Genomic DNA, 14,600 nt, shown 5'->3' with positions numbered 1-14,600 from the left:
GCTCGTTTGCAGATAGCGTGAGCATCAGCGCGCCGTCAGTTGCAGTTAATTCGAGCCGAAAGCGGCGTCGAATGCGAGCACGCCCGTTTTCAAACGCGAGCCGCTACAACTACCTGGTGCCGCCCGCGAAATTCGCCAGCCTCAAGCAGGCCAGCGAATTGCCGCTGGCCGTGGCCACCGATTGCGACCAGTACCTGCATGACCGGCTGACGCTGCTGGAAACGCAGCTCGCCACCGTCAACCGCATGGCGCTGGCCAACGAGCTGCCGGACGCCATCATCACGGAGTCGGGCCTGAAGATCACGCCGCTCGATGCGGCGGTGCCCGATACCGCACAGGCCCTGATCGACCAGACGGCGATGATCCTACCGCACGTCAAGATCACCGAATTGCTGCTGGAGGTAGACGAATGGACGGGCTTCACCCGGCACTTCGCCCACCTGAAGTCAGGCGACCTGGCCAAGGACAAAAACCTGTTGCTGACCACGATCCTCGCCGACGCGATCAACCTGGGCCTGACCAAGATGGCGGAATCGTGCCCCGGCACGACCTACGCCAAGCTGGCCTGGCTGCAAGCCTGGCACATCCGCGACGAAACCTACGGGGCGGCACTGGCCGAGCTGGTCAACGCGCAGTTCCGACATCCCTTCGCCGAGCATTGGGGCGACGGCACCACGTCATCGTCGGACGGCCAGAACTTCCGCACCGGCAGCAAGGCCGAGAGCACCGGCCACATCAATCCGAAATACGGCAGCAGCCCAGGGCGGACGTTCTACACCCATATCTCCGACCAGTACGCGCCGTTCCACACCAAGGTCGTGAACGTCGGCGTGCGCGACTCGACCTACGTGCTCGACGGCCTGCTGTATCACGAATCCGACCTGCGGATCGAGGAGCACTACACCGACACGGCAGGGTTCACGGACCACGTCTTCGCGTTGATGCACCTGCTGGGCTTCCGCTTCGCCCCGCGCATTCGTGACCTGGGCGACACCAAGCTCTACATCCCGAAGGGCGATGCCACCTACGAGGCGTTGAAACCGATGATCGGCGGCACGCTCAACATCAAGCACGTCCGCGCCCATTGGGATGAAATCCTGCGGATGGCCACCTCGATCAAGCAGGGCACGGCGACGGCCTCGCTGATGCTCAGGAAGCTTGGCAGCTACCCGCGCCAGAACGGCCTGGCCGTCGCCCTGCGTGAGCTGGGACGCATCGAGCGCACACTGTTCATCCTGGACTGGCTGCAAAGCGTCGAGCTGCGCCGCCGCGTGCATGCCGGGCTGAACAAAGGCGAGGCGCGCAACGCGCTGGCCCGCGCCGTGTTCTTCAACCGCCTGGGGGAAATCCGCGACCGCAGCTTCGAGCAGCAGCGCTACCGGGCCAGCGGCCTCAACCTGGTGACGGCGGCCATCGTGCTATGGAACACGGTCTATCTGGAGCGGGCCGCGAACGCCTTGCGTGGCCACGGTCAAGCCGTCGATGACGGCCTGTTGCAGTACCTGTCGCCGCTCGGCTGGGAGCACATCAACCTGACCGGCGATTACCTCTGGCGCAGCAGCGCCAAGATCGGCGCGGGCAAGTTCAGGCCGCTACGGCCGCTGCAACCGGCTTAGCGTGCTTTATTTTCCGTTTTCTGAGACGACCCCTGGTTGCGGCAATCACCGCTGAAGCCGAACTCGCGGCACATGATCGAGCACATCGAGCGGCTGAAGATTTTCCAACTGGTGGGCCTTCCCGACAGCCTCGGCCGGCACATCCACCAGAACCGATTGCTGAAGCTCGCCCGCGAGGGCGGGCAGATGACGCCACAAGACCTCGGCAAGTTCGAACCGGAGAGGCGCTATGCCACGCTGGTCGCCGTGGTACTGGAAAGCACCGCGACCGTGATCGATGAACTGGTTGATCTGCACGACCGCATCCTGGTCAAGCTGTTCAGTGGCGCGAAACACAAGCATCAGCAGCAGTTCCAGAAGCAGGGCAAAGCGATCAATGACAAGGTGCGCCTGTACTCGAAGATCGGCCAGGCCCTGCTGGACGCTAAAGAGTCCGGTGACGATCCGTTCGCCGCCATCGAGGCGGTCATTCCCTGGGACGAGTTCACCCAGAGTGTCACTGAGGCCGAGCTGCTGGCCCGGCCGGAAGCCTTCGACCACCTGCACCTGGTCAGCGAGAACTTCGCTACGCTACGCCGCTACACCCCAGCCTTTCTGGAGGTGCTTCAGCTCCGAGCCGCGACGGCAGCGCAAGCCGTGCTGGATGCCGTTCAGACCCTACGCGAGATGAATGCCGATAATCTGCGCAAGGTGCCCTCCGACGCACCGACCGCCTTCATCAAGCCGCGCTGGAAACCGCTAGTGATCACCCCGGAAGGCATCGACCGGCGCTTCTACGAAATCTGCGCCTTGTCCGAGTTGAAGAACGCGCTGCGCTCCGGCGACATCTGGGTCAAAGGCTCGCGGCAGTTCCGCGACTTCGATGACTACCTACTGCCTCCCGAGAAATTCGCCGCACTCAAGCGGGAACAGGCGCTGCCACTCGCGATCAACCCGAACAGCGACCAGTACCTGGAAGAGCGTTTGCAGCTGCTGGACGAGCAGCTGGCCACTGTCACCCGACTGGCAAAGGACAACGAACTACCCGATGCCATCCTCACCGAGTCCGGGCTAAAAATCACCCCGCTGGATTCCGCGGTGCCCAACACCGCGCAGGCGCTGATCGACCAGACCAGCCAGCTACTGCCGCGCATCAAGATCACCGAGCTGCTGATGGATGTGGATGAATGGACGGGCTTCACCCGCCACTTCACGCACCTGAAGGATGGCGCACAGGCGAAAGACCGGACGCTACTGCTAACGGCGATCCTGGGCGATGCCATCAACCTCGGCCTGACCAAAATGGCCGAGTCGAGTCCGGGCATGACCTACGCCAAGCTGTCCTGGTTGCAAGCCTGGCACATCCGTGACGAAACCTACTCGACGGCCCTGGCCGAGCTGGTCAACAGCCAGTTCCGGCATGCCTTCGCCGCCAACTGGGGTGACGGCACCACCTCATCCTCCGATGGCCAGCGTTTCCGTGCCGGCGGTAAAGGCGAGAGCACCGGCCACGTCAACCCGAAGTACGGTAGCGAGCCAGGACGGCTGTTCTACACCCACATCTCTGACCAGTACGCGCCGTTCAGCACCCGCGTGGTGAATGTAGGCGTGCGTGATTCCACCTACGTGCTCGACGGTCTGCTGTACCACGAGTCCGATCTGCGGATCGAGGAGCACTACACCGACACCGCTGGCTTCACCGATCACGTCTTCGCCCTGATGCACCTGCTGGGCTTCCGCTTCGCGCCGCGCATCCGCGACCTCGGTGAAACCAAGTTGTATGTGCCCAATAGCGTCCAAGACTACCCGACGCTGCGTCCAATGCTCGGCGGAACCCTGAACATCAAGCACGTCTGCGCTCACTGGGACGAGATTCTGCGGCTGGCCGCGTCGATCAAGCAGGGCACCGTCACCGCATCGCTGATGCTGCGCAAGCTTGGCAGCTACCCGCGCCAGAACGGCCTGGCCGTGGCTCTGCGCGAGCTGGGTCGGATCGAGCGCACGCTGTTCATCCTCGATTGGCTGCAAAGCGTGGAACTGCGTCGCCGCGTGCATGCCGGATTGAACAAGGGCGAGGCGCGTAACTCCCTGGCCAGGGCGGTGTTCTTCAACCGCCTCGGCGAGATCAGGGATCGGAGTTTCGAGCAGCAGCGCTACCGGGCCAGCGGCCTCAACCTGGTGACGGCCGCCATCGTGTTGTGGAACACCGTGTACTTGGAGCGCGCGACCCAGGCCCGAGAAGAGGCAGGCAAGCCAGTTAATCCTGAGTTACTGCAATACCTTTCGCCATTGGGCTGGGAGCACATCAACCTGACCGGCGATTACGTTTGGCGGCAAAGCCGCAAGCTGGAAGACGGGAAATTCAGGCCGCTGCGGCAGCTCGGAAAACCTTAGCGTACGATTTTTTCCGAGTTCTGCGGGCTCCCCTACCCTGATCCCGCATCGTTTTTGCCTGGCGCTGACGACGTTGTTCAGCACATGCAGGATCAGGCCGAAGGCAGCGATCACGGAGAGTGGGTAGACGACTACCCCAGTGTCAGCGAAGCGGGAATGGCAGAGTTGACCGCCCTCCTCGCTCCGCTGGAGGCGTGGGCTCGCCAACACTGCGTCCCGGGGTTCTACCTGGTCGACGATGTGCGAGAGCACGTCCTTACTGATGCTGAGATTGCGGCGGCTCACAACTAAGGCTTTGTTCCTGGAACGAACAGCCGCGCCGTGGTGTTAAGTCCTAGAATGCCACCGTAGAGAACGCTTCACGCCCGGAAGAGGAGCCATCTTTTGGCAAGGGAAACAGGGACCATTCAACCCAGACCGCTTTTTGGTGCAATCAAGCCGAGCACCGAGGGTTCGATCTTGGACGCGAAACCGATACCGTCGCCGGACGGTGCGGTTCAACGCTACTTGGAGACCTTCCCCCCCGAGATCAACGTGTCGGTCGACTATTGGCACGTCGAACGGTTTCTAACTTCATACAGCGGCAAGGCGTCTACATATAAGGTCTATCGCGGGTTCGTGGAACGCCTTCTGCTGTGGAGCTGGATTGTTAGGGGGCGATCGGTGTTGTCGCTCGTTCGCAGCGATGCGGAAGACTTCATGCGTTTTAACAAAACCCCTCCCGCTGACTGGATCGGCCCTTTAACGCAGCACCGATTTGTGCCTGGCGATGATGGTTTGGGCTTTAATCCGGAGTGGCGCCCTTTCAGCATCCAGAAGAAGCGCGGCGGTAACGGGGAGTACATAGCAACCCAGCCGACGTTGCAGCTGATCTTCGCCAGCTGCAGTACGTTCTATTCCTTCATGAATGCGGACGGCCATCCAGTCGGAAATCCGTTCTCAGCGATTAAGCAAAAGAGCACTTTGATAGGAGGCAAGGGATCTCAGCGGACAAGCAAAGCCCTGACGCAACTCGAGTGGGACTTCCTGCTAGAGACGGCCGAGTTAATGGCAGATGAGGACTCGAGGTACGAACGGAGCCTCTTCATCGTGGTGGCGCTTTTCTCGATGTACCTGCGTATCGGCGACCTTGCAGGGAATGGTGAGTGGACGCCCACAATGGGTTCGTTCAGTCGGCGTGGCGGCAACTGGTGGTACACGAGCATTGGCAAGGGTGGCGTAGAGGCCACCATCAGCGTCAAGCCCGCTTTCATCCCCTATCTGAAGCGGTACCGGGAGAGCCGGAATCTGACGCCGCTGCCCACCAGCACTGACTCCGCTCCATTGCTTACTGGACGCAACGCCCGGCGAGGGCTGAGTGCTCGGCATATCCGCACACTGGTACAAGAGGTTTTCGACCGCGCGTTGGCCAGGATGCGGGCGGACGGCCGCACGGATGATGAGTGCATGCAGCTCCAGGAAGCAACCGTACACTGGCTGCGCCACACCGGCGCAACCTTTGACGCCCCTCACCGCCCCGCCAAACACCTGCAGTTGGATCTGCGGCACAGCAGCCTGCACACCACGCAGGACGTGTATTACAACTCAATCGACCAAGAGCGGGCCGCCAGCAGTCAGGGGCTTGGGATTCGCCGGTAGCAGCGCCGGCGATGCTATTGCGACCTCTCAGCGCCTTCCTTATGAGGCGCTGAGAGCAGCCCGTTCTTTTCCAAACCCCGCTGTGCCAGCTAGCCTAATCGCCGCCTGCCCCCAACGCGATCACGTGCGCTTCGACTTGCTCAAAAACTGCTAGTAGGTCCTGCCGTGGGCGGCAGTCGTTGTAGCAGGACGTGACGAGCCGGCGGGCGTCGGCCAAGCCGGCGCACTGCTCCGCCACGCTAGTGAAGTCCTGGCGGCCCGAGCCGTAGTAAAGGTCACTGAGGGTTTGGCTGGATTCGTTTGGGTGTTCGCACATCGACCAATCGTCGAGGCGGGATAAAGTTGCTGTCAGTTTTGCCTGTATCCGGGAGGACACGTGCGACCAGGCGAGCCCTCTCAGAATCGACCCTAGGGTCATGTGATCTGCGATCGGCATCGAAACTGCGGGCCGCCACTCCGAGGCGACACCGGCGCGGCCGCCGTAAGCGATAGCTCCTCCTTTCTGTCCGAAAGAGGGTTGCGGCCGCGGTCGGTAACGTTGGCCACTGGCGAGCCGATGAGGGCTAATGAACGGTGCGTGGTAAGGCCCCGCGTGGCTAGCCCAGTCGATGGCGGGCAAGTCGCCCAGATTCTCCACTGCTGAGACGGTTCGCTGTAATAGCTCCTCGTTCGATGACACCAGGTACGGAACCGTGCGCCCGGGCGCGTACAGACCGTCCCAGTCTGGAGCGACGGAGGTCAGGCCGTGGATAGCAAGCCATTCCTCGCGATCTTTGACCCGCGATGCAAGGCGTGACTGATAAGGCTCGTCCAAGCCAACACCATCACCGGTGAGGGGATCGATCCAAAGCGTGAGGTGGTCATTCCCCGGCAGGTTCTGCAGGAAGCTCATTCGGCGTGCATCTGCCGCTTTCCGGGCTGGGCGAAGTCCGGTAGCGTCGGTAAAGACCAATTGCCGGATGGCATCCGTCACGCGCTTTCTCGCCTGTTCGGCGGACCCCGCGTCTAGCAAGGCCCGGAGATGGTCAGCGCTCTCCAACTGAAAGCCCCCCAGCATGGAATAGCCACGAACCTTCAGCGACGGTAGCAGCTCCACCGTTCGCTGTGGCAGATGGACCAGTGCTGTGCACCGACCAGAGAATGGCGTTGCATCCCGGTCGTGCCAGAAGACGGTTAGAAAAAGCGGTACCAGTGTATCGGCAGTGGCGGACGCGCTAAGGGCGCGCTTGGCGTGCTTGAAGCTTTGAAAGCCCGCAACTCTGGCGGCAGCTTCAAGCGCCTGGGTGTGTTTTATTCCGCGTTGCTGACGAATGGACTTGGCGAGGCGGGAGATGCCCAGGATGGTGCTTGGCGGGGTGTACGTCTGACTCATGACAATGCTCCAGGCCCTTATGGAAGCGTCACCCGTCTCCGCTACAAGGACCGAACGATGTCAATGTCGGTCGCGTTTGGCAGTACAAACAGTGCTGTTGCCAGCTTTGGACGACGGGTGTCATGCGCCTGTTGAGCACGGAGGAAAGCTACCAGATGTTGGATGACCAGAACAAGCCAGACGGCTAGCTGTACGGTCCCGCCGTACCGGCAACCCTACTGGTCAGGTTCGGGCTGAGCGGAGGGTCCATCTCCCGAGGAGTCGCCTTTGGCTGGGCCGGGCGCTTCGCGCTCAGGTGCTCGTTCGGCAAGTCTGCTCACCTGGGCGATCGCATCGACTAACCGCAGTTGCATCTCTTGGACCAGGGCGTGTTGAGCGTTTGAGGCGTCGGTTAGCTGAGCAACATCTTCTTCCAGAGAGTGACACCGGCGCTGTAACGCCTCGCCATCGCGCTCGGCGCTGAGCAGCTTCGTCTCTGCTGCGGTACAGGCCTGCGTCCTGTTACTCAGCAGATCCTCGAGTTCGTAAATGCGCTTGTGCTGCTGCTGCGCTTCGGTAACCAGGCGTGCATTGTCACGGTTGAGCATGGTCACCTCGTCTTGTTTGACGATTAGCACCTGCTGTAGCTGTCGCATTTCAAGCTGCACCTGTTGCATCTGCGTTTCATGGCGATGCTGCTCTTGTTCTCTTTGCTCCACGCTCGCCTGTCGGTAGTGCTCAAGTGTTTCGCGCGCGTTCTTGTGCTTCTCCTCAAGCGAGGCGATCTGGCTATCGCGGTCTTTTAGGCGAACGTGCAGATCGAGGCCTTCCTGGCCAAGACGGGCGTTCTCAATGTCAGCCTGCTGCCGGAGGGCTTTTTCCGCCTCGAGCGCTTTCTGGACATCCTCCAGCTGGGTGGTGAGCGCCGCAGTGCGGGCCTCAAGCCCCTCAATCCGGCGACTGGCCTCCTCTGCCGTCGATTCGTACTCCAGGCGCTCCTCCTCAAATCTCGCACGTTGCTCGGCTATCACCACCTGCGCCTCTTCCTCAAGCTGTTCGGCCAGCCTAGTGACGTGATGGAGCAGCTGCTCGCTTACGGAAACAGCCGGCGAACGCCGAGCACGGTCGGCCTCCTCTAGCTCCTTCATATAACGGTGAATTGTTGTCTTGCTGCCGGTGTTGCCCAGCTCAATACGGAGAGCGTCGATGCTCGGATGTTCACCGCGCGCCAAGAGCGCTTGCCTTGCCCGCTGAACCAGTGCCTTGTTGATACCGCCTCTGGACACGTCTGCTCCTACGTTTTCGTTATGTATTACGTATTACGTATTTACGTACTATTTGGAGCAGCTGTAAAGGGCGGTTTCGGCAAAGTAAACAAATCGGATAATATAGGGTTATTCAATATGATTGGCAAAAACGGTCGCTGAGCAGCCGTTTTTCAGTACACAAAGGGCAACCTCGGGCGATGAAGGACATTGAGCGCTATCTGCAAGCCGGTACGCGGGAGAACACCCGCCGCAGCTACCAGTCGGCCATCGAGCACTTCGAGGTGACCTGGGGCGGCTTCTTGCCCGCCACCAGCGACTGCATCGTCCGCTACCTGGTGGACTACGCCGACACTCTGAGCCTCAGTACGCTCAAGCAGCGCCTGGCTGCCCTAGCCCAGTGGCATATCACCCAGGGCTTTCCTGATCCGACCAAGGCGCCCACGGTGCGGCAGGTGCTTAAGGGCATCCGCACATTGCATCCGACGCAAGCCAAGCAGGCTGCACCGTTGCAGTTGCAGCACTTGGAACAGGCTGTTCAGTGGCTAAATCAGGAAGCCGAACGGACTCGGCAGTCCGGCAATTTGGAAGGCTTGTTGCGCAGCCGGCGCGATGCGGCGCTGCTGCTGATCGGTTTCTGGCGTGGTTTTCGCAGCGACGAACTCTGTCGACTGCAGGTCGAGCATATCCAGGCCGAAGCCGGTGCTGGCATGAGCCTGTTCCTGCCACAGAGCAAAGGTGATCGGGAGAACCTCGGCACGACCCATTACGCACCGGCCCTGAAACGCCTCTGTCCAGTACAGGCCTATCTCGACTGGATCAGTGTCGCCAGCATTGCCCGCGGTGCAGTGTTCCGCCGCCTGGATCGCTGGGGGCACCTGAGCGAAGATGCGCTGCATCCCGGCAGCCTGATCAGCTTGTTGCGCCAGGTCCTCCAGCGCGCCGGTATTCCCGCCGAGCTGTATACCAGCCACTCGCTACGCCGTGGCTTCGCCACCTGGGCCACGGCCAATGGCTGGGATCTCAAGGCACTGATGACCTATGTGGGCTGGAAGGACATCAAGTCAGCCATGCGCTACATCGATCCCGCCATTTCCTTTGGCGGGCTGGCGGCCAAGCCCGCCCTTGAACTGAATACTGGCACTTTGACTCAACTGCCAACTTCTCACTAATATCGGCGCACGACAGGAGTGAAGGTGCAATGAGTACGCAGACCAGCATCGAATGGACGGAAATAACCTGGAACCCGGTGGTGGGCTGCACCAAGGTGTCGCCGGACTGCAAACACTGCTATGCCGAGAACATGGCGCACCGGTTGCAGTCATGGGTACGCCCGGTTACGAGAACGGTTTTCTCCTGAGCCTACGCCCGGAAAAACTGCAGGAGCCGTTGCAGCGCAAGAAGCTGACCATCAACTTCGTTAACTCGATGTCCGACCTATTCCACGAGCAGGTGCCGGATGAGTACATCGACCAGGTATTCGAAGTTATTCGCCAGGCGTCCCAGCATACCTTCCAGATACTTACCAAGCGCGCCGAACGGTTGGCCGACTACTTCAGTCAGCGCACACCTCCTGTGAACGCCTGGCTGGGTGTCTCGGTGGAGGACAAGGCTTACGGCGTGCCTAGCATCGGGCGAGTTGGATCTCACTGATATCCACTGGGTCATTGTCGGCGGCGAATCGGGTGGCGAGGCGCGCCCCATGAAGCAGAAATGGGTCGACAACATCCATCGCCAGTGCGTTGAATCCTGCCAGTGCCCGGGTTACCCCCAGAGCGCCATAGCGAAGCTCAGCGTTACGGATGATTCGCTCGAAGTCCCAATCGACCCAGGCAGCCATGATTCCTAGGAGGCAGGAGCAGCCCAGCAAGGTCAGTGTCCAACTTCGTTTCAGGTTCGGCCGGCCAGCAGGGCATGAACTTGCCAGGGACGTCGTGCCGTACCTCCTAGACTAGAGTCGTCATTCCGGGCGACTCAACACAGCATCCCGTTGAGATAGCGTTGGGCCTGCGGGTCACGGGCACTTTCGAACAGTTCGCCGGCCGGACCGCTGTCCAGTACGCAGCCGCAGCCATCGCGCACCCAGCACACCGCCACGTGATCGGCCAGGCGCCGCGCCTGGGCCAGGTTGTGGGTGACCATGAGTAAGGTGTAACGGCCTTTCAAGCTGTCGATCAGGCCTTCGACCGTAGCGCTGGCGATCGGGTCCAGGGCGCTGCATGGCTCGTCGAGCAGCAGCACGCGGGGCTCCAGGGCCAGGGCGCGAGCGAAGCACAGGCGTTGTTGCTGGCCGCCGGACAGCCCAAGTGCCGGCTTGTGCAGGCGGTCGCGCACCTCGTTCCACAAGCCCGTGGCTTGCAACGCCTGCTCCATGCGCCCATGCAGTTCGCGCTTGTCGCGCACGCCATGCTCGCGCAGGGCAAACAGGATGTTCTCGGCAATGCTCAGGGGGAACGGGTTGGGCTGCTGGAACACCATGCCCACCTGACGGCGCAGGGCTTGCACATCCACTGCCCCGGCCAGTACATCCTGATTGTCGATCAACACCCGGCCGCTGACGCGAGCCCCGGGGGTCAGATCAGTCATGCGGTTTACCGCCGCCAGCATGCTGCTCTTGCCGCAGCCACTGGGGCCAACCACGGCCATGAGCTCGCCAGCTGCCACGTCCAGCGACGCTCCGAGCAAGGCCCCCTGCTCACCGTAGTGCACGCTGAGATTCTGGATACTGAGTGAAGGTGGTTGGGTTGACGCAGTCATAACATCATCTCGCGAAGGAAAGCGGTCGTTTGCCGATCTGCCAGGCCAGCAACTGAATCACCAGCGCGAAGCCCAGCAAGACCAGCGCGGTTGCCGCCGAGGCCGGGCTACCACCGGATACATTCATGGCTAGGTCATAGATATGCACGGCCAGGGTACGTCCGGAGTCGAACAGGCTCTCCGGCCAGCGCATCACATAACCGGCGGTGAACAGCAGCACCGCGGTTTCCGCCAGGGCGCGCCCGGCACTGAGCACCAGGGCGGCGGCAATCCCCGGGGCCGCGAACGGCAGCAGGATGCGCCGCAGGTAACCGACCCGGGAGATGGCCAAACCGGCAGCCGCCTGTCGGTAACTCTGCGGGCAGTCGCGCAAGGCCTGCTCGCAACCGCGGATAAACAGCGGCAGCACCATACAGGCCAGGGTGCAGCCACCGGCCAGCAACGAATAGCCCCAGCCCAGTTCGACCACGAACAGGCGATAACCGAACAGGCCGAAGACCACCGAGGGTACGGCGCCCAGACCATCAAGCGCCCATTGCAGGGTCAGGTTGAGGCGGCCCTCGGGACGTACCTGTTCCACCAGAAACAGCGCCGTTCCCAGGCCCAAGGGCACCGCCAGGCTCATGCAGATCAGCAAGACCAATGCGGTGGACACAATGATCGGGGCGATCCCGCCGCTGCGCCCTGCCTGCTCGGGTTCAGCCAGCAGGAACTGCCAGTCGAGCACGCCTATCCCATCGCCGAATACCGTCCATAGCAGGCTCAGGGGGGCCAGCATCAACGCCAGCGCCAACAATCCCAGGGCGCGGGCGCGCCAGGCTTCCCGGCGGTTCATGTACGGCTGCCGTAGATCCGCGCCAGCGCCATCAGCAGCAGCGCCAACACCAGCAACAGCCAGCCACTCAGATACAGCGCCTGCAGATGCGGGCCCGTGGCATAGCTCATTTCCAGCGCGATATTCGCGGTCAGGGTCCTGACCGGCGCAAACGGCGAGCCGGGCCACTGCACCACATTGCCCGCCACCATCAGCACCGCCATGGTTTCGCCCAGCGCCCGTCCCAGTTGCAACAGGATGGCCGGCCACAGTCGCGGCCAGGCCGCGGGCAGCACTACGCGACGAATCGCCGACCAGGGCGATACCCCCAGGCACAAGGCCGCTGGCAGGTGGCGACGGGCGCTTTCGCGCAAGGCCACATCGGCCTGCACCATCAGCAGCGGCAGGATCATCAGCGCCAGCACGATGCCCGCCGCCAACAGACTGGCACCCGGCGGCATCCAGGCACCGAGCAACGGCACCAGCACCACCAGGCCCCAGAGCCCATAGACCACCGACGGAATGCTGGCCATCAGGCCGAGCATGGCCCCATAAACCCGCGCCACGGCCGCTGGCGCATAGAAGATCAGCCAGATGCTCACCAGCAACCCCGCCGGCACCGCCAGCAGCAGGGCCAGCAGGCTGCTGAGCAGTGACGCGCCGAGCATGGCCTGGAGGCCGAACTGGCCGCTCGACGGCTGCCAGGTTGTGCCCAACAGGCTTGCCGGTTGCTGCAGCAGCGGCCAGCTGGCCTGGGTCAGAAACAGCAGAATCAGCAACAGCACCACCGCAGCGGTCAGCGCACAGCCCAGGCTGGCCGCGCGCAGCAACCAGTCCAGGTTAGGGCGCAGGGATAAAGGCGTGCTGCTCGACAAGGTCGGCCACCTCGCTAGACTGGGCGAACGCCAGCAATGCCTGCGTATTGGCATCCGGATCGCCTTTCACGACCAGATTCAACTCGCGCTGCAGCGGATACTGACCGGCAAGCAAGGCCGCGGTCGAGGCCGGTTGGCCATCGAGCGCCAGCAGCTTGATCGGTGCGCCCAGTTTCACCTCGTACTCGGCACTGCCGATGGAGACATAACCGATCGCGTGCGGGTTGCCGGCTACCGACTTGATGCCCTGCTGGTTATCACCTATCACCAGATCCGGATGAACCTCCGCGTTGTCGAGCTTGAAGTGCTTGAGAAACAGCTCCAGGGTCGAGCGACCTTCGGCCTTGTGTACTTTCACCACCTGCCCGGCCGCACCACCCAGATCCGACCAATCACTGAGCCGGCCGCTATAGAGCGCCACCACCTGCTCGCTGCTGATGTCATCGAGCGGATTGCTGGCGTGGACAATCATGGCGATGCCATCCTGGGCAATGATGAAGGGACTCAGGTCCTGCTCATCGGGGTTCAGCGAGCGCGACACCATGCCGATGGCCGCCAGGCCGCTGCGGGCATCCTGGAGACCACGCGAGGAGCCCCCCGCCTGCACATCGACCCGCACATCGGGGTGTTGCGCCTCGAAGCGCTTGCCGATTTCCGCCATCAGCGGCGCAATGGTGCTGGAACCGGACACCGTGATGGTCTGTTTGTCCTGCGGGGCACACGCGCTCAGCAGCAGCGTCGTGCAGGCCAGCGCGATAAGGTTGCGACTGATCATCTGACTGGAATCCTTAGCAACAACTGGCTGGAGAAGAGGCGGCACCCTGCTGGTCGAACGGCAAACCACCGCCACAGCCCTCGAACAGGCCGAAGTGGCGGCTGAAGTCACCGATAAACTGGAAGTGCGCGGCAAAGCGGCTGCCCTGCAGCATGCGCCAGGTATTGCCGCACACCGGGAACACCCGACCGGTCTCGAGGCGATGGTGCTTGTCCAGCACGAAGGCCGTGGCCGCGCCGGGGATGCTGCCCTGGTAGATCACAGCCTGGCCGTAATCCTCACAGGCCGGCTCCAGGTCCTCCAGCTTGAACAACCGGCAGGTGGCGGAGAAGAACCGCGCATCGCCGAGTTTGTCGGCCAGGGCCGGGTCGGTGATGTCGATCGGCTGATCTTCGACCAGACGCGGATCGCTGAAGCCATGACGGCGCGCCAGGTGCTCGAAATCGTTCCAGTACAGCGCGCCGCCCAGGCATTCGCCGTACAGCACCTCGTCCTGGCGTAGTTCTTCGGCCAGGCGGCGGTCGGCGTAGACATCGGAGAAATACAATTCGCCGCCTGGTTTGAGCAGGCGATAGGCCTCGCGCAGAACGCTGTCCTTGTCTGGCGACAGGTTGATCACGCAGTTGGAGACGATCACATCGAAGCTGGCATCGGCCAGATCCAGCGCCGCCAGGTCCTCGATATAGCCATGACGGAAAGCCACATTGGCATAACCGAACTGCTCGGCGTGGTAGTCCAGGTGCGCATTGGCCACCGCCAGCTGCTCGGCGGTCATGTCCACCCCCAGCACCGAACCCTGCGCGCCGACCAACTGAGCCAGCACATAGCAGTCACGCCCCGAGCCACTGCCCAGATCCAGCACCCGGCAGCCTTGCAGCAGTGCCGGCGCGACCAGGCCGCAGCCGTAATAACGCGCACTGACCTCCGGGTGCACATTGGCCAGCAGCGGCTTGAGCCAGGCCGGCATGTTGGAGACATCGCAGCAAGCGCTGGTCTTCAGGTCGCCACTGCTCTGCAGGACCTTGCCGTAGTAGTTCTGTACCGATTCGTGCATGGGTAACCTCTGTTCATGGAGCTGTTCATGGAGTGGGTCGCCCTGCGCAGCAAAGGGGCAGAACAACGCCGATCAAAGTGAT

At 62.2% G+C, this 14,600-nt stretch carries 9 protein-coding genes and 3 pseudogenes; 5 read left to right on the top strand and 7 right to left on the bottom strand.

The genetic code is table 11. The annotated features are described in order from the left end of the window. Nucleotides 1–107: 107 nt before the first annotated feature. The 3 genes and pseudogenes from BHD08_RS21815 to BHD08_RS21805 form a co-directional block, all read left to right on the top strand. Nucleotides 108–1,616, top strand: a pseudogene (locus BHD08_RS21815) (Tn3-like element ISPa38 family transposase); the annotation flags it as partial. A gap of 33 nt (nt 1,617–1,649) precedes the next feature. Next, a pseudogene (locus BHD08_RS21810) lies at nt 1,650–3,989 on the top strand (Tn3-like element ISPa40 family transposase); the annotation flags it as partial. A 384-nt stretch (nt 3,990–4,373) separates the two neighbouring features. Then, nucleotides 4,374–5,627 carry a site-specific integrase gene (locus BHD08_RS21805; protein WP_256678753.1) on the top strand — a complete coding sequence of 418 codons (1,254 nt, stop codon included), beginning with the start codon at nt 4,374–4,376 and terminating at the stop codon, nt 5,625–5,627. A 94-nt stretch (nt 5,628–5,721) separates the two neighbouring features. Here BHD08_RS21805 and BHD08_RS21800 read toward each other — a convergent pair whose 3' ends face one another. Further along, nucleotides 5,722–6,999 carry a DUF5623 domain-containing protein gene (locus BHD08_RS21800; RefSeq protein WP_125024935.1) on the bottom strand — a complete coding sequence of 426 codons (1,278 nt, stop codon included), beginning with the start codon at nt 6,997–6,999 and terminating at the stop codon, nt 5,722–5,724. Nucleotides 7,000–7,214: 215 nt separating this feature from the next. After that, entirely contained in the window at nt 7,215–8,264 is a 1,050-nt protein-coding gene (locus BHD08_RS21795) for a DNA-binding protein (protein WP_125024933.1), read from the bottom strand. Between the two features lie 179 nt (nt 8,265–8,443). Between BHD08_RS21795 and BHD08_RS21790 the strand changes: the two genes are divergently transcribed. Both BHD08_RS21790 and BHD08_RS21785 read left to right on the top strand, forming a co-directional pair. Beyond that, on the top strand, nt 8,444–9,415 hold the full coding sequence (locus BHD08_RS21790) for a site-specific integrase (RefSeq protein WP_125024931.1): 972 nt from the start codon (nt 8,444–8,446) through the stop codon (nt 9,413–9,415). Nucleotides 9,416–9,444: 29 nt separating this feature from the next. Further along, a pseudogene (locus tag BHD08_RS21785) lies at nt 9,445–9,990 on the top strand (DUF5131 family protein); the annotation flags it as partial. Nucleotides 9,991–10,217: 227 nt separating this feature from the next. Here BHD08_RS21785 and BHD08_RS21780 read toward each other — a convergent pair. Genes BHD08_RS21780 through BHD08_RS21760 form a run of 5 tightly spaced genes read right to left on the bottom strand, consistent with a single transcriptional unit; the run spans nt 10,218 to nt 14,518 of the window. Then, on the bottom strand, nt 10,218–11,000 hold the full coding sequence (locus tag BHD08_RS21780) for a phosphate ABC transporter ATP-binding protein (protein WP_125024929.1): 783 nt from the start codon (nt 10,998–11,000) through the stop codon (nt 10,218–10,220). Nucleotides 11,001–11,004: 4 nt separating this feature from the next. Then, complete coding sequence (gene pstA / locus BHD08_RS21775; RefSeq protein WP_125024927.1) at nt 11,005–11,835, bottom strand: phosphate ABC transporter permease PstA; 831 nt, start codon at nt 11,833–11,835, stop codon at nt 11,005–11,007. Then, on the bottom strand, nt 11,832–12,689 hold the full coding sequence (gene pstC, locus BHD08_RS21770) for a phosphate ABC transporter permease subunit PstC (RefSeq protein ID WP_218567514.1): 858 nt from the start codon (nt 12,687–12,689) through the stop codon (nt 11,832–11,834). The genes pstA and pstC overlap by 4 nt, the downstream gene beginning before the upstream one ends. Further along, a complete protein-coding gene (locus BHD08_RS21765; RefSeq protein ID WP_125024920.1) occupies nt 12,655–13,464 on the bottom strand; it encodes a phosphate ABC transporter substrate-binding protein in 810 nt (269 codons plus the stop codon). The genes pstC and BHD08_RS21765 overlap by 35 nt, the downstream gene beginning before the upstream one ends. Before the next feature lie 13 nt (nt 13,465–13,477). Further along, nucleotides 13,478–14,518, bottom strand: a complete 1,041-nt coding sequence (locus BHD08_RS21760) for a methyltransferase domain-containing protein (protein ID WP_125024918.1) — start codon at nt 14,516–14,518, stop codon at nt 13,478–13,480. Between the last annotated feature and the right edge of the window lie 82 nt (nt 14,519–14,600).

Source organism: Pseudomonas sp. SCT, assembly GCF_003864275.1.
In the GTDB taxonomy this organism is placed as follows: Bacteria; Pseudomonadota; Gammaproteobacteria; order Pseudomonadales; family Pseudomonadaceae; genus Stutzerimonas; species Stutzerimonas stutzeri_AE.
The sequence above is the reverse complement of the archived record's forward strand: the minus strand, read 5'-3'. Positions and strand labels throughout refer to the sequence as shown.

Coding starts and splice junctions, on each gene's coding strand:
- BHD08_RS21800 (WP_125024935.1), bottom strand. CDS start 6,999: ATGAGTCAGACGTACACCCCGCCAAGCACCATCCTGGGCATCTCCCGC.
- BHD08_RS21790 (WP_125024931.1), top strand. CDS start 8,444: ATGAAGGACATTGAGCGCTATCTGCAAGCCGGTACGCGGGAGAACACC.
- BHD08_RS21780 (WP_125024929.1), bottom strand. CDS start 11,000: ATGACTGCGTCAACCCAACCACCTTCACTCAGTATCCAGAATCTCAGC.
- pstA (WP_125024927.1), bottom strand. CDS start 11,835: ATGAACCGCCGGGAAGCCTGGCGCGCCCGCGCCCTGGGATTGTTGGCG.
- BHD08_RS21765 (WP_125024920.1), bottom strand. CDS start 13,464: ATGATCAGTCGCAACCTTATCGCGCTGGCCTGCACGACGCTGCTGCTG.
- BHD08_RS21760 (WP_125024918.1), bottom strand. CDS start 14,518: ATGCACGAATCGGTACAGAACTACTACGGCAAGGTCCTGCAGAGCAGT.